Below are 23,658 nucleotides of genomic sequence, written 5' to 3' on the forward strand. Positions count from 1 at the left end.
TCAAAGCGCCGTGGCGCCGATTACGCTCCGTTCGGTGCACCCCCGAAATATGTTCCGGGCCGCGATCGCCCCCGCGGCGCTGGCGTTGACACTGGCCGCCGCCTACACCGGCGGGCGCGAGCCTGCGAGCCGGGGCGACGAGCCGATCGTGCTCGTCGCGCTGGTGGCCGCCGTCGCCGCGCTGCCACTGGTGCTGGGCAGGGCGCGTCCCTGGCCGGTCCTCGTGGTGCTGCTGGCCGAGATCGTGACGGCCGCGGCGTCCGGGCTGCGGTCCGAGCAGCTCTGGCCGCTGTTGCTGGCGGCGGGTCTGGTCCTCACGTACCTGACCGCCACGCGCGGACGCCGGGACGGGCTTGCCGCGATGGCCGTGGCCCTGCTGGCCGAGGAGACCGCGTGGCTCGTGGGCCTGGTTCGCGGCGAAGGCTGGGAACGCGTGCTGGTTCCAGGTTTCGTGGGGTTGGCGGTGCTGCTCGCGCTGAGCATCGTAGCGGCCTGGCTGGCTGGGAAGTCCGTCCAGCAGCGGCGCGAGTACGGCGAGGCTTTGCGCGTGCACGAGGCCGCGCAGGCCGTCGCCGAGGAGCGGCTGCGCATCGCCCGCGAACTGCACGACATGGTGGCGCACAGCATCGGCGTCATCGCCATCCAGGCCGGGGCCGGGCACCGGGTGCTCCGCGCTTCGCCCGACCAGGCCGAGGGCGCCCTGCGCACCATCGAGGACACCAGCCGGCAGACCCTGCGCGACCTGCGCGTCATGCTCGACGTCCTGCGCCGCGTCGACGCCGAAGCCGACGTCCTCCCGCGCACGGACGCGCTCGCCGGACTGGACGGCCTCGAACGGCTGACCGCGAACGCGCGGGCGGCGGGCGTCCGCGTGGAGGTGGACCTGCGTGTGTCCGGCGCCCGGGGTCCGCTGCCGCCGACTGTCGACCACGCCGCCTTCCGGATCGTCCAGGAGTCGGTGACCAACGTCGTCCGGCATGCGAACACCACCGCCTGCCGCGTGGAGATCGACCACCGTCCCGACGTGCTGACCATCGACATCACCGACAACGGACGCGCAGACGACATCGGACAGGGCAGCGGCCTCGGACACGAAGGCGGCCTCGGACACGGCAGCGGACAGGGACAGGGACAGGGGCACGGACACGACGGCGGACACAAACACGGCAGCGGAGGCGGAGGCGGCATTGGTCGCGCCGAGGGCTTCGGACACGGAGACGGCACAGGCGGCACCGGACGCGGCGAGGGCCACGGCATCTCCGGAATGCGTGAGCGCGTCGCGCTGCTGGGCGGGCGGTTCAGCGCCGCACCGCGTCCCGAGGGCGGCTTCCGGGTCCGTGCGTCCCTGCCGCTTCCCGGATCGGTGTCCCCGGCCCCTCTGGACGGGCCACGCACCCTGCTCCACGAGGAGGCGCGATGACGGTTCGGGTCGTCCTGGTCGACGATCAGGAGTTGGTCCGCGCAGGCCTGCGGATGGTCGTGGACGCGACGCCGGACATCGAGGTTGTCGGGGAGGCGGGCAGCGGCGGGCAGGCCGTCCGGCTCGTCCGCGAGCTGCGCCCGGACGTGGTCGTGATGGATCTGCGGATGCCCGGCATGGGCGGGGTCGAGGCCACCGAGATGATCACAGCGGACGTCCCGGCGGCCCGTGTCGTCGTCCTCACCACCTACGACGAGGACGCCAACGTGTACGCGGCACTGCGCGCCGGGGCCAGCGGCTTCCTGGTGAAGGACATGGCGCTGGACGACATCCTCGCCGCCGTCCGGGTGGTCGCGCGCGGGGACGCGCTGCTCGCGCCCGCCGTGACGCGCCGCCTCATCGCCGACTTCGCCGCGTCCGCCGGGAACCGGGGGCGGAGGGCCGCACGCGCCGCGCTCCCCGGGATCACGGCGCGCGAGCGCGAGGTGCTGACGCTCGTCGGTCGCGGACTCTCGAACGCCGAGCTGGGCGGACGCCTGCACATCAGCCCGGGAACCGCGAAGGCGCACGTCGCGAGCCTGCTGGCCAAGCTCGGCGTCCGCGACCGCGTCCAGCTCGTCATCCGCGCCTACGAATCAGGGCTGGTCAGCGTGGGCGACACCGACCCCACCCGGCCGCACGCTGACCCCGCCTGGGCGGATGCCGACCGCGCGAGACCTCATGCTGACCCCACCGGGCCGACCACCGACCACGCCAGGCCTCACTCCGACCCCACCGGGGCCGAGGCCGGCCCCGCCAGGCCTCACGCTGACCCCACCGGGCCTCACTCCGACCGCGCCGGGCTTCACGCCGGGCCCGCCAGGCCTCACGCTGGCCCCACCGGGCCTCACTCCGATCGCGCCAGGCTTCACGCCGGGCCCGCCGGGCCGACGACCGACCGCGCCATGCCTCGCGACGATCGTGCCGGGGCTGGCGGCGGCGAGGCCGGGCCCGGGGCCGGGTTCAGAGGGGCCGGTGCATGATGTGAAGGCCCACGTAGCCCTTCACCGGATGCCGGAAGCCCTCCGGGAGCGTGCCGGTCACCTGGAAGCCGAGCGACTTGTACAGCTCGACCGCGCGGACGTTGGTCTCGACGACCGCGTTGAACTGCATCGTCCGGTACCCCGCCTCGCGCGCCCATTCCAGCGTGTACTCGCACAGCGCCCGCCCCACGCCGCGTCCGGAATGTGCGGGATCGACCATGTAGCTGGCACTGGCGACGTGCGAGGCGTTGCCCATGTGGTTGCGGTTCATCTTGGCCGTCCCCAGCACCGCGCCGGAGTCGTCCACGGCGACGACCGTCTGGTCGGGGGCGGGCAGGATCCACCAGTCCCGGCCCCGCTCCTCGTCCAGGTCCGTCGGGTAGGTGAAGCTGTCGCCCGCGGCCACGATCTCGTGGAAGAAGGGCCAGATGCCCGCCCAGTCCTCCGCCGTCGCCTCTCTGATCTTCATGTGCCCCACTCTGCCCTGGACGACGGGTTCGGCACCAACGATCAGGCGGGGGTGCGGCGGACGGTGAGCTCGAGTTCGGTGCCCTCGCCCGGCGCGGAGTGGATGGCCACGGTGCCGCCAAGGTCGCGGACGCGACCGCGGATCGACTGGGCGACGCCCAGGCGGCCGTCGGCCTCCGCCCGCTCGAGCCGTCCGGGCGGAATGCCGGGGCCGTCGTCCCGGACGCTGACGATCACCTCGTCGGCCCCGTCGTCCTCGAGGAGCACCCAGGCCCGGGCGGTCTCGCCCGCGTGCAGCCGGACGTTCGACAGGGCCGCCTCGACCGCCGCCGTCAGCTCGTCCGCGACGCGCTCGGGCAGCAGGACGGGGGTCGCGGGGGTCGCGACGCTCACACGGGACGAGGAAAGCGCGGTCAGCCGCGCCCGAAGGTCAGCCCACCCACCGGACGAACCCGACGAGCCGGACGCCTCCGCCGAGCGCGCCCGGACGTCCGCCCCCGAACGATCCCCGGCCGCCGTCCCCACCCCGGCGACCGGGCGGGGCCGTGGAACGGGCGCTCCGGTGATCAGGGACCGGAGCGCGGCCTCCTGCTCGCCCGCCAGGCGGCCCAGTTCGGCGGCCTCGCCGCCTGCCTCCGCACCCCGGCGCTGCACCATGGCCAGCACCTGCAGCACCGAGTCGTGGATGTCGCGGGCCAGCCGCTCGCGCTCCCGGGTGGACGCCTCCAGCTCGACGGCGCGGGCCAGGCGGGCCTCGGCGTCCACCGCCATCCGGACGACGTGCCCGACCACCAGCCCGGTCAGGAACAGCAGGACGATGTTCCCGAACGTCACCGGGCCGGGCGCCGAGGCGTTCAGCACGTGGACGAACAGGTCGGCGGAGCTGATCACGGCGGCGGCGACCAGGCCGAGCCGCCGTCCGCCCGAGATCGCCCAGGCCAGCAGCGCCGCCACCACCCAGGCGGCCGGGATCGTCGGACGCCCCTGGGCGATCCCGAACGAGGTCTCGATCCACGCCGTCGCCAGGACGGACGCGACCGCGACGAGCAGGTCGGCGACGAGCAGCGACCAGCGCTGCCTCCGCCCGCCGCCGTAGGCGAGGGTGGCGTAGCCGGTCCAGAGGACCATTCCGGCCAGCACGATCCACGCCGCGTACGGACGCTCGTACTTGTCCTGGTTCCAGGCGATCAGCACGCCCGCGTAGAGCAGCGCGAGGAACCGGTAGACCGCGACCGAGCGCCAGAGCGCCGACCCGACCCCCAACGCGTTACTCGTCGTCGTCCGACGACGGACGCGGCGTCCTGCCGGAGAGCTCGGCCTTCACGTCGGCGGCGTACCGGTCGACGTACTCCTGGCCGGACAGCTCGCGGATGGCCCCCATGATCTGGTCGGTGACCTTCCGGAGCACCTCCCGGTCGTCCTCCTGGCCGTAGTACTCGGAGAAGTCGAGCGGCTCGCCGAACCGGACGCCCGGACGCGGCCGGAGGTTCGGCAGCGGCTGGCCGGGCGGCATCATCTCGAAGGTGTTGATCATGGCCATCGGGATCACCGGCACGCGGGACGCCAGCGCCAGCCGCGCCACGCCCGTCTTGCCCCGGTAGAGCCGGTTGTCGGGGGCGCGGGTGCCCTCGGGGTAGATCCCGAGCAGCTTGCCCTCGCCGAGGATCCGCAGGCCGGTCTGGAGCGCGGCCTCGGCGGCGCTGCCGCCGGTGCGGTCCACCGGGACGACCCCGACGCCGGTGAAGAAGCCCTTGCTGATCAGGCCCTTGATCCCCTTGCCGGTGAAGTACTCGCGCTTGCCGATGAACAGGATCGGGCGCATCAGCGGAAGCGGCCCGAAGAAGTGGTCGGCGAACGACAGGTGGTTGCTCACCAGCAGCGCGGGGCCCCGCAGGGGGACGTTCTTCATGCCGGAGTTCCTCGGCAGCCAAACCAGGTAGAGGATCGGCGACAGCACGATCCGCAACATGATCCAGAACCACAGCATGACGACACCTTCCTAAGGGAGATGATGGGACATCTTCCCATCTGAGCGGGGTGCTGCCCACTCCGCGGGACCTCTCCGGCCGCCGCTTCGCGCGCGCAGGGGTGCCCGGGGACCGTAGGCTCTGCTGTGGAAGTACAGCAGTACCACAATCGGGTGTGCCCGAGGGCTTGTTCCGGGCGGCGCAGCGAATACCGTGGGACACACGTTTCGCGGTGTCCGGGTGAGCCGCCGACCGGCGTGCCTCGTGCACGCGCGAGTGCACACGCCGTACACAGAGTAATGGGGGAGCGGAGGCCGTCATGCCGGTGCCATCGGTCACGCAGGAGTCGAAGGAGCCGACCCCGTGAGTCGCCGTGGCAATGGCCTGAGCGCCGACACCTACGCCCCGCTGGTGGACCTCGCCCCCCACCTCGCGGACGCGATGCTCGACGCCCTGCGCGAGGCGGGTGTCGCCGCCTACGCCGCCCCGCCCGACCAGCCCGCCGCCGAGGAGGATCTCGACCGCCTCTACGTGGACGTCGATCTCAAGCACACCGCCGAGGGCATCCTCCGCGTCCACCTCACGCGCCTGCGCGACGCCGCGTCCCGTGGTTCGGACGGCGCCGCCGCCGAAGACCCCTCCCCCGGCAGCGGTCCTTCCGCCTCCGAGGACGGCCCGGCCAAGCCGGACGTGGACGGCGAGACCTCCGACACCCCGCGCGCCGAAGGCCCGGAAACCGGTTCTTCCGCCGACTCGTCCGCCGGGACGGCCGAGCGCGACGAGGCCGCGATCTTCGCCGACCTGGTCGCCAACTTCGACGCCGAGCCCGAGGGCGACCGCGTCCCCTGGCCCGACCAGGAGAACATCCGCGAGGACGAGGAGCCCCCCGGCGAGGGCGACGACCGCACCGGCCGCCTCCCCCGCGCGCGCGTGATCCGGGCCGCCGACCTCGATGACGACGAGGACGAGCTTCCGCCCGCCGACGACGAGAGCCACTACATCCCCCCGCCCCCGCCGCCGCTCCCGACCGCCGACCCGCTCACCAAGGGCGCCTGGATCGCCCTGGTCGGCGGCCCGCTCTACCTGCTGATCACGGTCGTCCTCAACTGGGACGTCCCCGGCTGGGCCGCGTTCCTCGCCGTCGCCGCCTTCATCGGCGGTTTCGTCACCCTCGTCCTCCGTATGGGCGACGAGCCCCGTCCGCCGGACGACGACGGCGCCGTCGTCTGACCCCGAACGCCCTTCCCGTCGGCGCGGGCCCGGCCTGTCAGAGGCTCAGGCGTGCCAGGACGGGCCGGTGGTCGGTGGCCTCGGGGTAGTCGGCCCGGAGGCCGGAGTCCGTGGGGACGCCGCAGCCGAGCACCTCGACGCCCTCGTCCGTGAAGACGCCGTCGATGCGGCGGGCCGGGTCGGCGGCGGAGAAGGTGAGGGCGTCGCCCTCGGGCGCCACGGCGTGGGCGTCCTGGAAGCGGTCGGCGAGGCGTCCCCAGGCCGGGCCGCCGGGTTCCTCGTTGATGTCGCCGGTGAGGACGATCGGGGCCCTGTACCGGCCCTTCGCGCGTTCCAGCCGGGCGAGGATCTCACCGACGTGGCGCAGGCGCGGCTCGTCGGCCAGGTCCAGGTGGGTGCTGGCGGCGATCAGCGGCGAGCCGTCCACCCGCAGCACGGCGACGGCCAGCGCGCGCCGGTGCAGGCCGGGGACGCGGGACAGCAGGTGGAACTCGCGGGCCACGCGCTCGACGTGCGGGGCGGTGAGCACGGCGAGCCCGCAGGCGCGGCGGCCCGCCGCGACGCGCATCCCGCACGCGCGCGCGAGGCGGCGGCGCTGCCACCACCAGTTCCCGAAGCGCGGAACCTCCTGAAGGCACAGGACGTCCGGGCGCAGCGCGCGGACGACCCGCGCCACAGCGTCCGGGTCGTCCCGCAGCGATCTGATGTTGTAGCTGACCACGCGTACCGTCACGGTCGCGGCTCCTCCCCCGCGTCGGCCCCGGGCCTGTGGTGGCGGCCCGGGGCGTCGTCGGCGTCAGTGGGGGGACGGTCAGAGGCGGGCCAGGTCGGCGGCGCCGACGATGCCCGCGGCCGAGCCGAGTTCGGCGATCCTGATCTCGGGGAGCGGCCGGTGGCCGCGGCCGGTGAGGGCGTTGGTGAACGCCTGCCGGACGGGCTCCAGGAGCAGGTCCCCGGCGTCGGAGAGGCCGCCGCCGATCACGAAGCAGCCGGGGTCGAGGACCGCGGTGAGGTCGGCCAGGCCCTGGCCGGTCCACTGCGCGATGGTGCGGAAGCACTCCAGCGCGGCGGCGTCGCCCTCGCGGGCGGCCTCGGTGACCTGCGGGCCGTTGATGCCCTCGGGCCTGCCGCCGCCGAGTTCCAGCAGCCGCCCGGCGAGGGCCGGGGACACCCGGGCCAGCTCGCGCGCCTCGTAGACCAGGGCGTTCCCGCTGGCGTACTGCTCCCAGCAGCCCCGGTTGCCGCAGCCGCAGCGGCGCCCGTCCGGGACGACCCGGACGTGCCCGTACTCCGCGCCGACCCCGAACCGTCCCCGGTACAGCTCGCCGTCGATGACCAGGCCGCCGCCGATGCCGGTGCCGAGCGCGACCAGGACCATGAAGTCGTGCCCGCGGCCCGCGCCGTAGCGGGCCTCGCCCCAGGCCGTGGCGTTCGCGTCGTTCTCCACCACGACGGGCAGCCCGACCAGGCCCTCGACGATCGCCTTGATCGGCTCGTCCCGCCAGGCCAGGTTGGGCGCGAACATCACGACCGAGCGCGTCTCGTCCACGAACCCGGCGCAGCCGAGACCGACGGCCGTCACGTCCTCGAACTTGCCCTTCAGCAGGTCGACGACCTCGGCGATGGTGTCGGCGGTCTCCTTGGGGTTGGTGGACGGCGTGGGCCGGCGCACCTTCTCCAGGATGTTCCCCCGGTCGTCGACGACACCGGCGGCGACCTTCGTCCCGCCCACGTCCACGCCGATGGTCAGGGCCATGAGCGTTTCCCTCCGCCAATTCGTTGAGTTGTCAACCGACGTCCGCCGCGTCCCGGCCGGACCGTCCGGACCGGGTGCGCCCGTAGGCGGCCACGACGTCGGACACCGCCGCCAGCAGCGAGCGACCGGCCTGTTCCACATGCCGCCGGACGTCCGGACCGGACTCGCGCGCCAGCGCGATCGCCCGACACACCGGACAGTTCCGGCATTCCAGAGCACCGGTCGCGATGTGCGGGTCTTCCGCGAGGACATGCGCCCACACGTCCTCGCCGTCCGCCTTCCCACGCTCGCGCGCGTCCCCACGGGACGCCTCCGCCCGCCCCGAACCCGGGGCATGCTCCGAAGCCCGCGCCTCTTCTGCGGCGCGGGCCCAGACATCATCGCGCGTCCGAGCACCTTCACGCACACGCGGGTCCTCGTCCACACGCGCACGCGCGTCGGTCGTGGCGCGAGCCCAGACATCATCGCGCGTCCGCGCGCCCTCATCCGCACGCGCGTCCTCGTGCGCGTGCGCGTCGGCCGTGGCGCGGGCCCAGACGTCCTCGTCGTCGTCCAGGGACGGGCGCGGCCCGGACGCAGCGGCGCGGGCGGCGTCGCCCACACGGCGCCGGACGGCGTCGAGGAGCTTGGCCGCCTCGTCGAGGAGGTCGCCTGGCTGCTGGTCGGTCATGAGAACATTGTCCATCCCTGGTCAGCGGGCTACGGTAGCGGCTCGCGCCCGGCGCGGCACACCGGTCAGCCCTCGACGCGTCGTCTCAGGCCCTTGAGCGCGGAGTCGATGATCCTTTTCTCGCCCTTGCGCTTGATCATGCCGAGCATCGGGATCCGGACGTCCACGGCCAGCTCGTAGGTGACCAGCGTCTCGCCGGGGCCCGCGTCGTCCAGGGCGTAGGCGCCGTGCAGGCCGGTCACCATGGCCCCCGGCTCGACCAGCTCCCACCGGACGGCGTCGTCGCCGTCCCAGGTGTAGGCGAGGCCGACGGTGTCGCTGATCGGGCCGCCCTCCAGGGCCATCCGGGCGCGGCTGGCGCGGCCGTCGTCGCCGGTCTCGGTGACCTCGAAGCGGACCCCGCTCGCCCACTCCGGGTACCCGGGGAGGTCGGCGATCACCGCCATGACGTCGGCCTTCGCGGCCTTGATCGTGATGGACGAGCTCGTACGGTCCGCCATGGGGCCTTCCTCCGCCTTCCTGCTGCTGCGCTGCGCCGCCGGGGGTCCCCGCGGCTCCCGGTCAGATCGTCAGTACGTAGGGTTTCCCACTCGCCCGGAAATGACCCACATTGATGCATTCGGTGCGGCCGATCCGCATCCGCCGGGCGAGGGGCTGGTGCACGTGGCCGAAGAGCACGTAGCGCGGGGACGTCGCGCGGATCGCCTCGAGCACCGCCTCGCTGCCCCGCTCGAACCGCCGCGCGACCGTGTCGTACAGCAGCTCCGGGACGGCGGGCGGGATGTGGCAGCACAGCACGTCCACCTCGCCGACCGCCGCGACCTTCGCCGCGAACTCCTCGTCGTCGATCTCGTTCGGAGTGCGGTAGACCGTCCGCAGCCCGCCGCCGACGAACCCGAACCGGAGGCCGCCGATCTCGGCGACCTCACCGTCCAGGACGGTGTGCCCCGGCCGGACGAAGTCGCCCCACATCCGCGGCACGTCCACGTTCCCGTAGGTGAGGTAGGCGGGCGTCGGCATCGCCTCGAACAGCTCCGCGTACTGCCGCCGGACGGCCTTCTCGATGTGCGGCCAGGCGTCCCCGTCCAACGAGGACCACATCCGCCGCGAGAACTCGCGCGCCTCGTCGAAGCGCTTGGCCGTGCGCAGGGCGATGAAGTGGTCGGCGTTCTCCGCCCCGAACAGATCGGCGAAGATTCCCCGCCCGTGGTCGGAGTAGTCGACGAACAGGATCAGGTCGCCCAGGCAGACCAGCGCGTCCGCGCCGTCCCCCGCGTTCCTGAGCGCCTCCGCGCGGCCATGGACGTCGCTCACCACATGGATCCGCATGAAACGAGCCTAATAGCCCGCGCGACGAACGAGCACGACGAGCCCCGCCCGTCGATCGCCCGGACCTCCCAGCCCGGACCGCCGGTCACCCCGCGGCGAGGGCAGCCACGTCCCTCCACTGACCGCGTCTCGCACGCATGCACGCGCCTCCACGCCTCCACGTGAACGCGCGTCCACGCGCCTCTGCGCGGGCGCGCACGCAGGAGGGCGGGCTCTACGCGGAGGCGGCGGTGACCAGGGAGCGCCACTCGGCGACGAGGGACGCGTCGACCGGGGCTTCCCAGGAGCCCTCGGGGCGGACGGCCGTGCCGACGTGGAACGCGCCGACCCCGGCGGCGGCGAGGACGGCCACGTGCTTGCGGCGCAGGCCCCCGCCCGCCATCAGCAGCCGCGCGGACGACGGGCCCTCGGCGGCGCGGCGGACCAGCACGTCCAGCCCGGACTCGACGCCGCGCGGGGATCCGGCGGTGAGGACGGTGTCGCAGCCCAGCCGCCGGACGGCCGCCCACCCGGCGACCGGGTCGGCGCTGTGGTCGAGGGCCCGGTGGAACGTCCAGGGCAGCTCGCCCGGGAGCGCGTTGGCGAGCTTGCCGACCGACCCGGCGTCCACCACGCCGAACGGGTCGAGGAAGCCGAGGACGAAGCCGTCCGCCCCGGCCTCGGCCAGGCCCTCGGCGGCGCGGCGCAGCCGGTCCAGCTCGGGGGCGGTGGTGCGGAAGCCCGCGTTGGCGCGCAGCATGACCCGCATCGGCAGCGTCGTGGCCCGCCGCATCTCCACGACGACCTCCGGATCGGGGGTGAGGCCGTCGGCGGCCATGTCGGCGACCACCTCGAGCCGGTCGGCGCCGCCCTCCTCGGCGGCGCGCGCGTCCTCCGCGGTCAGCGCGATCACTTCCAGCAGGGCCACCGCGTCTCCTCGCACAGCCGAATATGTCCTGGTCAAGGGTAGGGCAGCCGGACCCGGGGGTTCCGTCGCCCACCCTGGACGTTGCCCGGCTGTGACCGTGTGGCGACGATCACGCCGGGCGTCCCCCCGGACGAGCCGGTGGCGGCGTCCCGGAACCGGGCCCGGAGCCCGCCGTCCACGAGCCCTTATGCCCCGTTTTCGCCGAGCTGCACGGGATCTCGCATGATCGCGGAAGGACCGGCCGGCCGGTTCCGCGCGCGAGGCGTCCGGCCGGCGCGCGAGGGCCGCCGGATTCGCCGCTACCGACCTGCGCCGACCCGTAGCTACCATCGAGTAGCAAGAGGTTGTACCGTCGTCCCCGCCTTAGCCGTGATCAACCAAGGAGTGGCCGTGCGCGAGTTCAGCGTCCCCGCCTTGGTGGAGGTCCCCGACTCCACCAACCTGACCGACGCGCCGTTCACCCGGGCCGCCGAGCAGCCCGGGACGATCGTCATCCGCCGCCGCGTCGGCGAGGCGTGGACCTCCGTGACCGCGGGCGAGTTCGCCGCCGAGGTCACCGCCCTCGCCAAGGGCCTGGTCGCCGCCGGGCTCGAGCCGGGCGACCGTGTCGCGCTGATGTCCCGCACCCGCTACGAGTGGACGCTGGTCGACTACGCCGTCTGGGCGGCGGGCGGCGTGAGCGTCCCGATCTACGAGACCTCCTCCCCCGAGCAGGTGAAGTGGATCATCAGCGACTCCGGGGCCAAGGCGGTGTTCGCCGAGACGGGCGAGCACGTGGCGGCCATCGCCGAGGTCCGGGACGCGGTCCCGGGCCTCGCGCACGTCTGGGGCATCGACGACGGCGCGGTCGGCGAGCTGACCGCCTCCGGCGCCGAGGTCGCGGACGCCGAGATCGACAAGCGGCGGCGGATCGCGTCCTCGGGCGACGTGGCGACGCTGGTGTACACCTCCGGCACGACGGGCCGTCCCAAGGGCTGCGAGCTGACCCACGGGAACCTCGTGCTGACCGCGCGCAACGCCATCCAGGGCGCGCTCGCCGAGGTCACCGTGGCCGGGTCGTCCACGCTGCTGTTCCTGCCGCTCGCGCACGTGTTCGCGCGGCTCATCCAGGTCGCCACGATCGAGGGCGGGATCGTCCTCGGGCACAGCGACATCAAGCGCCTGCTGCCCGACCTGGACACCTTCAAGCCGACGTTCCTGCTGGCCGTCCCGCGCGTGTTCGAGAAGGTCTACGGCGGCGCCGAGCAGAAGGCCATCGCGGGCGGCAAGGGCAAGATCTTCGCCGCCGCCGCCGACACCGCGATCGCCTACAGCCAGGCGCTCTCCGCGGGCGGGCCCGGCCTCGGGCTCAAGCTGAAGCACAAGGTCTTCGACGTCCTGGTCTACGGGAAGCTGCGCGCGGCCGTCGGCGGACACGTCCAGTACGCCGTCTCCGGCGGCGCGGCGCTCGGCGAGCGGCTCGGGCACTTCTTCCGCGGCGTCGGGATCACCATCCTCGAGGGCTACGGCCTGACCGAGACCACCGCCCCGATCACCGTGAACCGGCCTGGGGCGCTGAAGATCGGCACCGTCGGGCAGCCGATCCCGGGCGTCTCGGTGCGGATCGCCGAGGACGGCGAGGTCCTCGCCAAGGGCGTCAACATCCTGCGCGGCTACTGGAACAACGAGAAGGCGACCGGCGAGGCCGTCGAGGACGGCTGGTTCCACACCGGCGACCTGGGCGAACTCGACTCCGACGGCTACCTGAGCATCACCGGGCGAAAGAAGGAGATCCTGGTCACGGCCGCGGGCAAGAACGTCGCCCCGGCGCCGCTGGAGGACCGCCTGCGCGCCTGTCCGCTGATCAGCCAGGCGCTCGTGGTCGGCGACGGCCGCAAGTTCATCAGCGCCCTGATCACCCTGGACGAGGAGGCGCTCGTCCCGTGGAAGGCCCAGCACGGCAAGCCCGCCGCGATGACCGTGGAGGAGCTGCGCCGCGACGAGGACGTCATCGCCGAGATCGACCGCGCGGTGGCCGAGGCCAACAAGTCCGTGTCGCACGCCGAGGCGATCAAGAAGTACGAGATCCTCGGAGTCGACTTCACCGAGGAGGCCGGGCACATGACCCCGAGCCTCAAGGTGCGCCGGCACGTGGTGATCAAGGACTTCGCCCGCGAGATCGACGCCCTCTACTCCTGACCCGCGCTCCACCCGATCCCTCTCACCTGTTCCACTCTGACGATCCGCTCCGACCGGCCGTGAGGACCTGATGCGCGAGACCGACGTCCCCGTCCGGGAGCGGTTCCCGGAGACCGCGAACCTGACCGACGCCCCGTTCGACCGGGCGCTCGCCGACCCCGGCCGCATCGTCGCCCGCCGCCGCGTCCCCGCAGCAGCGGGCGGCGCGACGGCAGGCGGCGCTGCGGCAGGCGGCGCGGCGGCAGGCGGCGCGGCGGCAGGCGGCGCGCGCGCGGCGAAGGACGCAGGCGCGGCGAAGGGCGCAGGCGCGGCGAAGGGCGCGGGTCGCGTGGCGCGGGGCGTCGTGCGCACGGCGGGCGCGGACGAGTGGAGCGCGGTGACGGCCGGGGAGTTCGCGGCCGAGGTCGCGCGGCTGGCCAAGGGGCTGATCGCCGTCGGGATGGAGCCCGGCGACCGGATCGCGCTCATGGCGCGCACCCGGTACGAGTGGACGGTCCTGGACTACGCGATCTGGGCCGCGGGCGGCGTGACCGTCCCGGTGTACGAGACGTCGTCGCCCGAGCAGGTCGCCTGGATCCTCGGCGACTCCGGCGCGCGCGGGATCTTCGTCGAGACCGCCGGGAACCGCGCGGCGGTGGCGGCGGTCCGGGGCGACCTGCCGGACCTCGCGCATGTCAGCGGCCTCGAGCCGGACGACCTGGAACGGCTCGCCGCCTGGGGCGCGGCGGTCTCCGACGAGGAGCTCACCGAGCGGCGGCGTTCGCGCCGGGCGTCGGACCTGGCGACGATCGTCTACACGTCCGGGACGACCGGACGGCCGCGCGGCTGCGAGCTGACGCACGCGAACTTCCTGGCCACGGCGCGGAACGTGGTGCTCGCCGGGGTGCCGGAGATCACCGCCGACGGCGCGTCCACGCTGCTGTTCCTGCCGCTCGCGCACGTGTTCGCGCGGCTGGTGCAGGTGGCCTGCGTGGAGTGCGGCATGGTGCTGGCGCACGGCACCCCCGCAACCCTGCAGGGCGACCTCGGAACGTTCCAGCCCACGTTCCTGCTGGCCGTCCCGCGGGTGTTCGAGAAGGTCTACAACGGCGCGGCGCAGCGGGCCGAGGCGGACGGCAAGGGCAGGATCTTCGCCGCCGCGGCCGACACCGCCGTCGCCTACAGCCACGCCCTCGACACCGGGCGCGTGCCGCTCGCCCTCCGGGCCCGGCACCGCGTGTTCGACGCGCTGGTCTACCGCAAGCTGCGCGCGGCGGTCGGCGGACGGCTCCGGTACGCGATGTCGGGCGGGGCGGCGCTGAACGCGCGGCTCGGGCACTTCTTCCGCGGCGTCGGCGTGACGATCATCGAGGGCTACGGGCTCACCGAGACCACCGCCCCGATCGTCGGCAACCGGTTCACCCCCGGCGGCAACCGCATCGGCACGGTCGGACGGCCGTTCCCCGGCACCGGAATCCGGATCGCCGAGGACGGTGAGATCCTCGCGCGCGGCGTCAGCGTCTTCGGGGGCTACTGGCGCAACCCCGAGGCGACCGAGCGGGCCATGGACGGCGCCTGGTTCCGCACCGGCGACCTGGGCGAACTCGACGACGACGGCTACCTGAGCATCACCGGCCGCAAGAAGGACATCCTCGTCACGGCCGGTGGCAAGAACGTCGCCCCCGGACCGCTGGAGGACCTCCTGCGCGCCCACCCGCTCATCGACCAGGCCGTGGTCGTGGGCGAGGGCCGCAAGTTCGTCGGTGCCCTGCTCACCCTCGACGAGGAGGCCCTCCCGGCCTGGCTGGCCACGCGCGGACGCCCCGTCCCCCGCGTCGGGGACGCCCTCGACCTCGCCGCCCTCCGGGACGACCCGGAGGTGCGGGCCGCGCTGGACGCCGCGGTCGCGGACGCCAACAAGACCGTCTCGCACGCCGAGGCCATCAAGAAGCACCGCGTGCTGGACCGCCCGCTCACCGAGGCGGACGGCCACCTCACCCCGAGCCTCAAGGTGCGCCGCCACATCGTCACGGCCGAGTTCGCCGCCGACATCGACGCCCTCTACTCCTGACGCCGCCCACCCCGGAAGCCGCCCACTCCTGACCCCACCTACTCCTGACGCCGCGCGACGCGGTCAGACGAGCTTGGCGACCGCTTCGGCTATGGGCACGTCGCCGTTGACGAGTTCGAGCGTCGTGCGGTTGACCTTCGGCTCGGCCAGGAGCGCCGCGATGACCGTGGCCACGTCGTCGCGGGTGACGTCACCGCGGCCCACCTCGGGCTCGGCGAGGGTGACCCGGCCGGTGCCGGGGTCGTTGGTCAGGCGGCCGGGACGCAGGATCACCCAGTCGAGGTCGCGGCGGCGCAGATCGTCCTCGGCGGCGGTCTTGGCGTTGATGTAGGCGGCCCAGGCGTCGTCGCCTCCCGACACGGGCGACCCCGCGCCCATCGAGGAGATCTGGACGAAGCGCCGGACGCCCGCCCGCCCGGCCGCCTCGGCCATCAGCGCGGAGGCCCCCCGGTCGACGGTGTCCTTGCGCGCGACGCCGCTCTTCGGGCCCGCGCCCGCCGCGAAGACCACGGCGTCGCAGCCGGTGAGCTGGTCGACCAGGTCGTCCGGCTCGAGGTTCTCCAGGTCGGCGATCACCGGCCCGGCGCCGGTCTCGCGCACGTCGTCCACCTGCTCGGGGTTGCGGATCAGGCTGAGCACCGCATCTCCCCGTGCGCTGAGCGTCCGGGCCAGCCGCAGTGCGATCTGGCCGTGTCCTCCCGCGATCACGATGTTCATGACGCCAGCCTACGGAGCCGCGAACCCCGGGGTCCCGCACCCGGTCCGCCTGTGGATAACCATGCCGGACGCTATAGCGAGCGCAGGAACACGGCCGCCATCGGCGCTGCGACCTTGGGCCCGGAGTCCCCTTCCTGGACGAAGACGGAGAAGGCCAGATCGTCCTTGAACCCTATGAACCAGGCATGGGACGCGCCGGAGTCGTTGTACTCGGCGGTTCCGGTCTTGCCGGACGTCCCGGACGGCAGCCCCGCCGACGCGGCCGTCCCGTCGGTGACGACCCGCCGCATCATCGTGCGCAACGCACCCGCGGACGGCACGTCGTGCGCCGACGGCGGGCGAACGCCGTCGCCCGGCTTCAGCATCGACTCGGGCAGCAGCCGAGGCGGACGCCAGGTCCCGTCCTCCACGGCGGCGGCGACGGTCGCCATGAGCAGCGGGGTGGCCTGGACGCGCCCCTGGCCGATGGCGGATTCGGCCAGGTCGGCGCCCGGCTTGACATCCGGAAAGTCCCGATATGAGCCGCCCGCGCCGGTGAAGACGGGCGCGCCGAAGCCGTAGGACGTCGCGGCGTCCGCCAGACCGCCGGGGCCGAGGCGGTCCACGGCGAGCTTGGCGAACGTCGTGTTGCAGGACTGTGCGAACGCGTCCGCGAAGGTCCCGCCGCCGCCCGCGGAACCCTCGTGGTTGCGGATCGTCCGCTGCGCGGCGACGACGACGGCCGGGCAGTCGGCGGACGACGACGGCGACAGACCGCCCTTGGCCAGCAGCGCCGCCGCCGTGACGACCTTGAACGTGGAGCCGGGCGGGTAGCTGGACACGAACGCGCCGCGCCCGCCGAGCCGGTCCGCGACGGCCAGGATCTCCCCCGTGGACGGACGGACCGCTACGACCGCCGCCGCCCGCCCGGACGGCGACGCAGCGACCGCCCGCTCGGCGGCGGCCTGAACCCGCAGGTCGAGCGTCGTGCGGATCTTCTTCGTCGGATGCCCGCCGAGCACCTTCAGGCGCTGCGGCTGGGCGCTCCCCTGCCGCACCTCGACGGCCCAGGCGGTGGTCTCGCCGTCCGACCCGCCGTCCGACCCGCCGTCCGACTCGCCGTCCGACTCGCCGTCCGACTCCTCGTCTCCGGTGGCTCCGTAGGCGTCGTCCAGGGCGCTCACGTACGGGTCGAGCGAGCCGCCCGGCAGCGGCTTGCCGTTCGCGGCGACGAAGGCGACACGCGGCTGCTGGACGGCCCGTAGCGTCCAGCTCGTGCCCACGTCCTTCAGGCCCGGGTAGAGCGTGCTGGGCGTCCACTGGACGCGCCACCGGCGGCCGTGCCTCCGCAGGACGAGCGTCGAGCGGAACGTCCAGTCGCCGTGCCCGGCGAGGTTCCGCGTGACCGTGAAGTCGGCGCGCGCGCCGACCGCGCCCGTCCGGACGACCCGGTCCGGAGCCAGCGCGACCGACATCACCGACAGCCCGCTGGTCAGGTCGCGGTGCCAGGCGGCGAAGTCACCGGGCGGGTCGCTGACCAGGCCGCGCATCCGTGAAAGGTCGCCGTTCCCCCAGGCCGCGAAGTAGGAGGCGGCGGTCTTCTCCGGCCCGCCCTCGTCGCGCCGCGTCAGATGCCACGCCTCGAACCCGCCCGCGCCGAGCACCAGCACGAGCACCCCCGCGAGACATCCGATGCCCCGTCCGCCCACCGCGCCTCCCGGTGTCCCGAGCCAGAACGCGATGATGTCCCAGTAAAAGATCACATTTCAAGGGTCAGATCGGCCGTCAGTCCCTAGGATCGATCGTCGTCATCGCCGCCGACGGATCGGCGGCCTCCGAAAGGCTCATCGACCTTGCGAAGACTCGTGCGCACGGCGGCGCTGCCCGCCGTCGCCCTCACCCTCGGCGCGGTCCAGGCCGCGCCCGCGCAGGCGGCGCCAAGCCCGCCGGTCACCGTCACCACACACGCCGGACCGCCGCAGAGCGGCAGCGCGACGTCCCAGCCCGTCTACCTGCTCCACGGCCTCGCGCTGCGCGGCGGCGCGGACTGCGCCTCGTCCTGGAAGCAGGCGAAAGCCCAGCTCCGTTCGGCCGGATTCCGCGGGCCACTGATCACCTGGGGCCACTACACCCACGACACCAACTGCACCCGGCGCACGAACGGCACGCTGAACACCTCCACCCTGGAGCTCGGCCGCCGGTTCGCCTGGGACGTCTACCAGCGCTACTCACGGCACGGCGTCCCCGTCCGGATCGTCGCGCACTCGCTGGGCGGCCTCATCGCCGCGACCGCGCTCGCGGGCGTGAAGGCCCGGCCGCACACGTCCCAGTCCTGGCCTCCGTACCTGCTGGTCAAGGACGTGGTGACGCTCAGCACCCCGTTCCGCGGCATCGCCGGAAGCTGCTCCACGAAGTACCGGCAGTGCCGCGACCTGAAGCCCGGCAGCGCGCTCCAGAGCTGGCTCGCCAAGCAGTCCCTCCAGGGCCGCGGCGGGACGGACTGGACGCTCGTCTCCGCGGCGACCGACACCCGCGTCCCGTACAGGTCCGCACTCGGCGCGACCGCGAAGCACAAGGTCTACTACCTGTCCGGGCAGGGCATCACGCACTACAACCTGCACCACCTGGACTCCGGTCACTCCTGGCGGATCCGCTACACCAACAACGGCGGCGCGTCCTACAAGACGACCAAGGACGGGGTCTCCCCGCTCCGCTACACGGCCTTGGCGCTGACCAGCTCCGCACGCTGACAGCTCCGCACGCTGACAGCTCCGCACGCCGACCCGCGCGCACGAGCGGCACCCGCTGACCGCACACCCTCACACAGCGGTGCCCCAGCGCTCAGGACCGCGCGGTGAGCAGGCCGTCCAGGCGGGCGGCCTGCACCTCCCAGCGCCACTCGCGCTCGACCCAGGCCCGTCCCTTGTCGCCCATCGTGCGCGCGCGTGAAGGGTCACGCAGCAGATCCATGAGCGCCTCCGCGACGGCCCGCACCGAACGGCCCGGGACGACCACACCGGTCTCCCCGTCCAGGACGGCGTCGGGCGCTCCCCCGGAATCGCCCGCCACGACGGGGAGCCCGGTCGCGGACGCCTCCAGGTACACGATCCCGAGGCCCTCGACGTCCAGGCCGCGGCGGCGCGTCCGGCAGGGCATCGCGAACACGTCCCCGGCGTCGTAGTGCGCGGGCAGCTCCTCCCACGGGACACTCCCGGTGAACACCACCGAACCGGACACGCCCAGCTCGTCCGCCAGCCGAGCCAGCTCCGCCCGGGAGGGACCACCGCCGACCAGCAGCAGCGCCGCGTCCGGGACGGCCCGCAGCACGTGCGGCCACGCGTGGATCAGCGCGTCCTGGCCCTTGCGCGGCACCAGCCGCGACACGCACACCACGACCGGACGGTCCGTCAGCCCGAGCCGCGCACGCACCTCGTCCCCGCCACTGCCGGAGTGGAACACCGACTCGTCCACGCCGGGCGCGAGCCGCGCCATCCGCTCCACGGCCGCCGGGGACAGCGCCCGCGCCATCCGCGACCGCGTGTACTCGCCGAGGTAGGTGAGCACGTCCACACCGTCCCCGATGCGCCGCAGCAGCCCGCGCGCGCCCGGGAGGGACGCCCAGCCCGCCTCGTGCCCATGCGTGATCCCGACGATCCGTCCGGCTCCGGCCCTACGCAGCGCCGGAGCGAGCAGCCCCAGCGGCGCGGACGCGCCGAACAGCACCGAATCGCACCCCTCGGCCCGCAGAAGGTCCACCGCGCGCCGCTCGACGTCCCGATCCGGCAGCATCAGCGACGTCGGATGCCGGACGACCGGGAACGGCTGCGCCGCGTCGAACTCCGCCGCACCGCGCCACGCGGGCGCGTACACCACGACCGAGCCGGGCGGACGCCGGACGGTCAGCCCGTGCACGAACGCCTGGATACCGCCCGGACGGGGTGGAAAGTCATTGGTCACGACGAGGGTCCTGGTCATCCCCGCCAGGATCCCATGTCCCTCCCCCACCAACAGATCCGCCCCGGTCGGCTCCCCAAGGGGCCGACCGGGGCGGAAATCTGGAACCGCCTAACGGTCCTTCGCGGAACGGGAACGATCCTCACCACGACCGTGCAGCGCGGAGCGCCAGGAATCCCGGGTCGGAGACGCTCGCGCCCTCGAAGGTCTCGTTCAGCCAAAACCCCCGCCGGCAACGGCAGGAACCGGGCAAGGCGCGACCAGACGGCCCCGCGAAAGCGGCGAGGCCCGCCCCCGGAGATCCGGGGACGGGCCTCGCCCGTGGCAACGCTGGTGTCAGTGGCCGAGCTGCTTGGGGCCCGAGCCGCTGCCGACCGCCTCGTCACCGTGCTCGCCGTGGCCCTCGCCGTGCTCCTCGATCGGGATGTCGTCGAAGGTCGCGGCACGCTGCAGCCGCGAGCGCAGGTGGCCCATCGGGCCCTTCTGGCTCGGGGCCGGGATGCCGTTGGCGTCGGTGGCGGGCGCCTCCGGACGGGCGTTCTCCTTGGAGAGGATCTTGATCATCTCCTCCTCGCGGGCGGGCTCGTGCCGCTCGCTGAAGCCGCCGTCGGGGCCCATCACGATGATGCCGGACTCGACGCCGTGTCCCGCCACCGCCGCGTCCTTGCGCTGGAGACCCAGGCAGATCCGCTTGGTGACGATGTAGGCGACGACCGGGCCGATGAAGATCGCGAACCGGAAGAACCAGGTCGTCGCGAACAGCGACACGTGGAACTTGTCGGCCAGCACGTCGTTGGCTCCGGCCAGCCACAGCAGGCCGTAGAAGGCCACGGCCGCCATGCCGATCGCGGTGCGGACCGGGGCGTTGCGCGGCCGGTCGTTGATGTCGTGCCGGCGCTTGTCACCGGTGACCCACTGCTCGATGAACGGCCAGGCCATCGCCCCGCCGAACACGATGCCGAGCGGCACCAGCGCCGGGATCAGCACGTTCAGGCTGATCGTGTGACCCCAGATCACCCACTCGGTGCCCTGGCCCGGCATCAGGCGCAGCGCGCCCTCCAGGACGCCCATGTACCAGTCGGGCTGGGAGCCCGACGAGATCGCGCCCGGGTCGTACGGCCCGAACAGCCAGATCGGGTTGATCTGGGCGAACGCGCCGAGGACCGCCAGCACGCCGAACGTGAACAGGAAGTAGGCGCCCGTCTTGGCCATGAAGACCGGGTAGAACGGGTAGCCGTAGACCTGCTCGTTGCTCTGGTTCTTGGACGGCATCGCGGTGTGCTTCTGGTGCCACATGATCATCATGTGCGCGGTCACCAGCCCCAGGATGATGCCCGGGATCAGCAGGATGTGGATGGCGTACAGGCGCGGGATCAGGTCCCCGTACTGACCGGTGGGGAACTCGCCGCCGAACAGGAACATGTAGATGTAGGTGCCGACCAGCGGGATCGCCTCGATGACACCCTGGGTGATGCGCAGGCCCGTGCCGGAGAGCAGGTCGTCCGGCAGCGAGTAGCCGAACAGGCCCTCGAGCATGCCCAGGATGAACATGTTGATGCCGATGAGCCAGTTCAGCTCGCGCGGCTTGCGGTACGCGCCGGTGAAGAAGATCCGGAGCATGTGCGCCAGGATCGACGCCATGAACAGGACCGCGGCCCAGTGGTGGATCTGCCGCATGAGCAGACCGCCGCGCACGTCGAAGCTGATGTGCAGGGCCGAGTTGTAGGCGTCCGACATCCGTACACCCTGGAGCTTGGTGTACGAGCCGTTGTAGGTGACCTCCTCCATGCTCGGGTGGAACCAGAGCGTGAGGAAGGTGCCCGTCAGCAGCAGGATGACGAACGAGTACAGCGCGATCTCGCCCAGCATGAACGACCAGTGGTCCGGGAAGACCTTCTTGACGTTGCGCTGGAAGAAGTTGGTCGAGCCGAGCCGGTCGTCCAGGAAGGTCAGCGGCCCGGAGACCGCCTTCGGTGCACTTGCGTCGCTCATCCGCGCTCCCAGAAGCTCGGACCGATCGGCTCGGGGAAGTCGTCGGTGGCGATGAGGTAACCGTCCTCCACGCCCAGCGGAAGCTGCGGCAGCGGACGGTGCGCCGGGCCGAAGACGACCTTCGCGCCGTCGGTGGCGTCGAACGTCGACTGGTGGCACGGGCACAGGATGTGGTGCGTGGTCTGCTCGTACAGCGCCGCCGGGCAGCCCACGTGCGTGCAGATCTTGGAGTACGCCACGACCCCGTTGACGTGCCAGTTCTCGCGTCCCTTGACCGGCTTGAACAGCTCGTTCGGGACGTTGATCAGGATGGTGACGGCCTTGGCGATCTCGTTGGCCGCCTCCTTCTCCTCCTCGATGCCCTCCGGCAGCACGGTGATCATGCCACCGGGCGAGTTGAAGTCGGAGACCTTGAGGGGCGCGTTCGTGCCGTCCACCACCAGGCGGACGCCCTTCTTGCCCTCGGACTTGGCCTTGTTCACGGCCGCGCCCCAGAAGGTGTGGCGGAGCCGCTTCTCCGGCAGCGGGCCGAGGTCGCGCAGCAGCACCAGCGGCGCGAGGCCGAGCGGCGCGGTGGCGAGCAGCAGCGTGCGGCGCAGCAGCGGCCGCTTGGTGATGCCGCTGTCCTCGGCGCCCTCCAGGAAGTCGGCCTCGAACGCCGCGCGGGTGTTCGCGTCCGACGCCATCGCGTGGCGTTCCTGGATGATCGGCTTGCTGGTCATCAGGCGGCGCACCCAGATGGTGACGCCGAACGCCATGGCCAGCATGGCGACCGCCAGCGTCCCGCCGAGCCAGAAGTTCGACTCGCGGGTGCGGATCACGCCGTGCATGCCGCCGTCGCGGCCGCTCCAGCCGATGAAGTAGGCGATGAAGGCCACGCTGGCGGCGAACGCCAGCAGGAAGAACGTGGCGACGATGCGCTCGGCGTTCTTCGCGGACTTCTCGTCCAACTCGATGCCCGGCTCCGCCGGGGGCTTGGCGCCCTCGTCGTCCTTGGCCAGCAGGGACCCGCCCTTGGCCGGGGACGGCGTGCCCACCACCCGGCCGGACGCGCCGTCCTCGCGTGGCTCCTCGGAGCCCGCGGTGTGGTTGTTGTCGCTCATGACTTCTTCAGCTTCTTCGGCTTCTTCGCGGTGATCCACATCGCCGCCAGCACCATCAGGCCGACGCCGATCAGCCAGCCCGCCAGGCCTTCCGACACCGGGCCGATGCGGCCGAGGCCGTTGCCACCGGGGTTGGGCTCGTCACGGGTCTGCACGAGGTAGGCGATGATCGCCTGCTTGTCCTTCGGGGTCAGCGTGGTGTCGTTGAACACCGGCATCGCCTGCGGACCGGTCAGCATCGCCTCGTACATCTGGGTCGGCGAGACGTCGTTGCCCGCCAGCGGCGGGGCGTACTTGCCACCCGTCAGCGCGCCGCCCTGCCCGGTGAAGCTGTGGCACTGGGCGCAGTTGGTGCGGAAGAGCTTGCCGCCGACGGCGACGTCGCCCTTGGTCGGGTCGACCTGGTCGGTCGTCGGGATGGCCGGACCGCCGCCCAGCTGGGCGATGTACCCGCTGAGGTCACGCAGGTTCTTCTCGGCCTGGGCCTTCTGCTTCTCGGCGGCCTCGCGCTTCTCCGCCTCCGAGTAGTCGGTCTTGATCTCGGTGTTGAAGAGCGTGATCGGCTTCTTGCGCGGCATCTGCGCGCCAGGGTTCATCGCGGGCATGCGGCCCGTGCTGACCTGGAAGTCGACGGAGGCGGCGCCGACGCCCAGCAGGCTCGGCGCGATCGGCTTGCCCTTGGCGTCCTTGGTGCCCTCGGCGTTCAGGCCGTGGCAGCTGGCGCAGTTCTGGTTGAAGAGCTGCCTGCCGTTGGCGAGATCGGCCTGGGCGTCGGCGGTTCCTGCCGCCTCGGCGCGGTCGGTCTTCGGCGAGAAGCCGGCGTAGAGGCCGGCGATCGCCGCGAGGGCCGCCAGCACGACGGCGTAGCCCGCCCACGGGCGCCGTCGCCATGCGGTGATCCTTTTCACGGAAATCC

The 23,658-nt window shown here is 72.9% G+C and carries 21 protein-coding genes; 6 read left to right on the forward strand and 15 right to left on the reverse strand.

What is annotated here, in order from left to right:
* Positions 1-34: 34 nt before the first annotated feature.
* Positions 35-1,420 (forward strand): sensor histidine kinase, encoded by a 1,386-nt coding sequence (locus P696_RS55690; protein WP_170026331.1) that lies wholly within the window; start codon positions 35-37, stop codon positions 1,418-1,420.
* The gene (locus tag P696_RS59020) at positions 1,417-2,442 is read left to right on the forward strand and encodes a response regulator (protein WP_064743907.1); all 1,026 of its coding nucleotides are present in this window, start codon (positions 1,417-1,419) and stop codon (positions 2,440-2,442) included. The genes P696_RS55690 and P696_RS59020 overlap by 4 nt, the downstream gene beginning before the upstream one ends.
* On the opposite strand, the gene P696_RS0106460 is transcribed toward P696_RS59020, so the two are convergent.
* Genes P696_RS0106460 through P696_RS0106470 form a run of 3 tightly spaced genes read right to left on the reverse strand, consistent with a single transcriptional unit; the run spans position 2,423 to position 4,897 of the window.
* The gene (locus P696_RS0106460) at positions 2,423-2,911 is read right to left on the reverse strand and encodes a GNAT family N-acetyltransferase (RefSeq protein ID WP_026411682.1); all 489 of its coding nucleotides are present in this window, start codon (positions 2,909-2,911) and stop codon (positions 2,423-2,425) included. The two genes, P696_RS59020 and P696_RS0106460, sit on opposite strands and share 20 nt — an antisense overlap.
* Positions 2,912-2,952: 41 nt before the next feature.
* Complete coding sequence (macS, locus tag P696_RS0106465; protein ID WP_026411683.1) at positions 2,953-4,173, reverse strand: MacS family sensor histidine kinase; 1,221 nt, start codon at positions 4,171-4,173, stop codon at positions 2,953-2,955.
* Positions 4,174-4,177: 4 nt separating this feature from the next.
* A complete protein-coding gene (locus tag P696_RS0106470; RefSeq protein ID WP_026411684.1) occupies positions 4,178-4,897 on the reverse strand; it encodes a lysophospholipid acyltransferase family protein in 720 nt (239 codons plus the stop codon).
* 343 nt (positions 4,898-5,240) lie between these two features.
* Here P696_RS0106470 and P696_RS0106475 point away from each other — a divergent pair, with 343 nt between their 5' ends.
* Entirely contained in the window at positions 5,241-6,107 is an 867-nt protein-coding gene (locus P696_RS0106475) for a hypothetical protein (RefSeq protein ID WP_026411685.1), read from the forward strand.
* Positions 6,108-6,144: 37 nt separating this feature from the next.
* Here P696_RS0106475 and P696_RS0106480 read toward each other — a convergent pair whose 3' ends face one another.
* The 6 genes from P696_RS0106480 to P696_RS0106505 all read right to left on the reverse strand — a co-directional run bounded on the left by P696_RS0106480 (position 6,145) and on the right by P696_RS0106505 (position 10,769).
* The gene (locus tag P696_RS0106480; protein WP_026411686.1) at positions 6,145-6,840 is read right to left on the reverse strand and encodes an endonuclease/exonuclease/phosphatase family protein; all 696 of its coding nucleotides are present in this window, start codon (positions 6,838-6,840) and stop codon (positions 6,145-6,147) included.
* Positions 6,841-6,918: 78 nt separating this feature from the next.
* A complete protein-coding gene (locus P696_RS0106485; protein ID WP_026411687.1) occupies positions 6,919-7,863 on the reverse strand; it encodes an ROK family glucokinase in 945 nt (314 codons plus the stop codon).
* A 31-nt stretch (positions 7,864-7,894) separates the two neighbouring features.
* Positions 7,895-8,533, reverse strand: coding sequence for a hypothetical protein (locus tag P696_RS0106490; protein ID WP_026411688.1), 639 nt, complete (start codon positions 8,531-8,533; stop codon positions 7,895-7,897).
* 65 nt (positions 8,534-8,598) lie between these two features.
* On the reverse strand, positions 8,599-9,033 hold the full coding sequence (locus tag P696_RS0106495) for an SRPBCC family protein (protein ID WP_026411689.1): 435 nt from the start codon (positions 9,031-9,033) through the stop codon (positions 8,599-8,601).
* A 61-nt stretch (positions 9,034-9,094) separates the two neighbouring features.
* A complete protein-coding gene (locus tag P696_RS0106500) occupies positions 9,095-9,862 on the reverse strand; it encodes a metallophosphoesterase family protein (RefSeq protein ID WP_026411690.1) in 768 nt (255 codons plus the stop codon).
* Between the two features lie 214 nt (positions 9,863-10,076).
* The gene (locus P696_RS0106505; RefSeq protein ID WP_026411691.1) at positions 10,077-10,769 is read right to left on the reverse strand and encodes a copper homeostasis protein CutC; all 693 of its coding nucleotides are present in this window, start codon (positions 10,767-10,769) and stop codon (positions 10,077-10,079) included.
* Positions 10,770-11,159: 390 nt separating this feature from the next.
* Here P696_RS0106505 and P696_RS0106510 point away from each other — a divergent pair, with 390 nt between their 5' ends.
* Both P696_RS0106510 and P696_RS0106515 read left to right on the forward strand, forming a co-directional pair.
* Positions 11,160-12,947, forward strand: coding sequence for an AMP-dependent synthetase/ligase (locus P696_RS0106510; RefSeq protein WP_026411692.1), 1,788 nt, complete (start codon positions 11,160-11,162; stop codon positions 12,945-12,947).
* Between the two features lie 70 nt (positions 12,948-13,017).
* Positions 13,018-14,997: an AMP-dependent synthetase/ligase gene (locus tag P696_RS0106515; protein ID WP_026411693.1), complete on the forward strand. Its 1,980-nt coding sequence runs from the start codon at positions 13,018-13,020 to the stop codon at positions 14,995-14,997.
* A 63-nt stretch (positions 14,998-15,060) separates the two neighbouring features.
* Here P696_RS0106515 and P696_RS0106520 read toward each other — a convergent pair whose 3' ends face one another.
* Positions 15,061-15,714, reverse strand: a complete 654-nt coding sequence (locus tag P696_RS0106520) for an SDR family oxidoreductase (protein WP_026411694.1) — start codon at positions 15,712-15,714, stop codon at positions 15,061-15,063.
* A gap of 71 nt (positions 15,715-15,785) precedes the next feature.
* Positions 15,786-17,456 (reverse strand): penicillin-binding transpeptidase domain-containing protein, encoded by a 1,671-nt coding sequence (locus P696_RS0106525; protein WP_051466973.1) that lies wholly within the window; start codon positions 17,454-17,456, stop codon positions 15,786-15,788.
* A gap of 90 nt (positions 17,457-17,546) precedes the next feature.
* Between P696_RS0106525 and P696_RS0106530 the strand changes: the two genes are divergently transcribed.
* Positions 17,547-18,443 (forward strand): esterase/lipase family protein, encoded by an 897-nt coding sequence (locus P696_RS0106530; protein WP_157429542.1) that lies wholly within the window; start codon positions 17,547-17,549, stop codon positions 18,441-18,443.
* Between the two features lie 91 nt (positions 18,444-18,534).
* On the opposite strand, the gene P696_RS0106535 is transcribed toward P696_RS0106530, so the two are convergent.
* The 4 genes from P696_RS0106535 to qcrC all read right to left on the reverse strand — a co-directional run bounded on the left by P696_RS0106535 (position 18,535) and on the right by qcrC (position 23,650).
* Entirely contained in the window at positions 18,535-19,668 is a 1,134-nt protein-coding gene (locus P696_RS0106535) for a glycosyltransferase family 4 protein (RefSeq protein WP_026411697.1), read from the reverse strand.
* 315 nt (positions 19,669-19,983) lie between these two features.
* A complete protein-coding gene (gene qcrB / locus P696_RS0106540) occupies positions 19,984-21,639 on the reverse strand; it encodes a cytochrome bc1 complex cytochrome b subunit (protein WP_026411698.1) in 1,656 nt (551 codons plus the stop codon).
* Entirely contained in the window at positions 21,636-22,742 is a 1,107-nt protein-coding gene (gene qcrA, locus P696_RS0106545) for a cytochrome bc1 complex Rieske iron-sulfur subunit (protein WP_026411699.1), read from the reverse strand. The genes qcrB and qcrA overlap by 4 nt, the downstream gene beginning before the upstream one ends.
* Positions 22,739-23,650 carry a cytochrome bc1 complex diheme cytochrome c subunit gene (qcrC, locus tag P696_RS0106550; RefSeq protein ID WP_026411700.1) on the reverse strand — a complete coding sequence of 304 codons (912 nt, stop codon included), beginning with the start codon at positions 23,648-23,650 and terminating at the stop codon, positions 22,739-22,741. The genes qcrA and qcrC overlap by 4 nt, the downstream gene beginning before the upstream one ends.
* Positions 23,651-23,658: the final 8 nt, after the last annotated feature.

This window comes from Actinomadura oligospora ATCC 43269 (assembly GCF_000518265.1).
GTDB classification, from domain to species: Bacteria; Actinomycetota; Actinomycetes; order Streptosporangiales; family Streptosporangiaceae; genus Spirillospora; species Spirillospora oligospora.

What these genes read in the sequence shown, in the direction of transcription:
- qcrB (WP_026411698.1), bottom strand. Translation starts at nt 21,639, where the DNA reads ATGAGCGACGCAAGTGCACCGAAGGCGGTCTCCGGGCCGCTGACCTTC.
- P696_RS0106470 (WP_026411684.1), bottom strand. Translation starts at nt 4,897, where the DNA reads ATGCTGTGGTTCTGGATCATGTTGCGGATCGTGCTGTCGCCGATCCTC.
- P696_RS0106515 (WP_026411693.1), top strand. Translation starts at nt 13,018, where the DNA reads ATGCGCGAGACCGACGTCCCCGTCCGGGAGCGGTTCCCGGAGACCGCG.
- P696_RS0106500 (WP_026411690.1), bottom strand. Translation starts at nt 9,862, where the DNA reads ATGCGGATCCATGTGGTGAGCGACGTCCATGGCCGCGCGGAGGCGCTC.
- P696_RS0106495 (WP_026411689.1), bottom strand. Translation starts at nt 9,033, where the DNA reads ATGGCGGACCGTACGAGCTCGTCCATCACGATCAAGGCCGCGAAGGCC.
- P696_RS59020 (WP_064743907.1), top strand. Translation starts at nt 1,417, where the DNA reads ATGACGGTTCGGGTCGTCCTGGTCGACGATCAGGAGTTGGTCCGCGCA.
- P696_RS0106490 (WP_026411688.1), bottom strand. Translation starts at nt 8,533, where the DNA reads ATGACCGACCAGCAGCCAGGCGACCTCCTCGACGAGGCGGCCAAGCTC.
- P696_RS0106520 (WP_026411694.1), bottom strand. Translation starts at nt 15,714, where the DNA reads ATGAACATCGTGATCGCGGGAGGACACGGCCAGATCGCACTGCGGCTG.
- P696_RS0106460 (WP_026411682.1), bottom strand. Translation starts at nt 2,911, where the DNA reads ATGAAGATCAGAGAGGCGACGGCGGAGGACTGGGCGGGCATCTGGCCC.
- P696_RS0106485 (WP_026411687.1), bottom strand. Translation starts at nt 7,863, where the DNA reads ATGGCCCTGACCATCGGCGTGGACGTGGGCGGGACGAAGGTCGCCGCC.
- P696_RS0106535 (WP_026411697.1), bottom strand. Translation starts at nt 19,668, where the DNA reads ATGACCAGGACCCTCGTCGTGACCAATGACTTTCCACCCCGTCCGGGC.
- qcrA (WP_026411699.1), bottom strand. Translation starts at nt 22,742, where the DNA reads ATGAGCGACAACAACCACACCGCGGGCTCCGAGGAGCCACGCGAGGAC.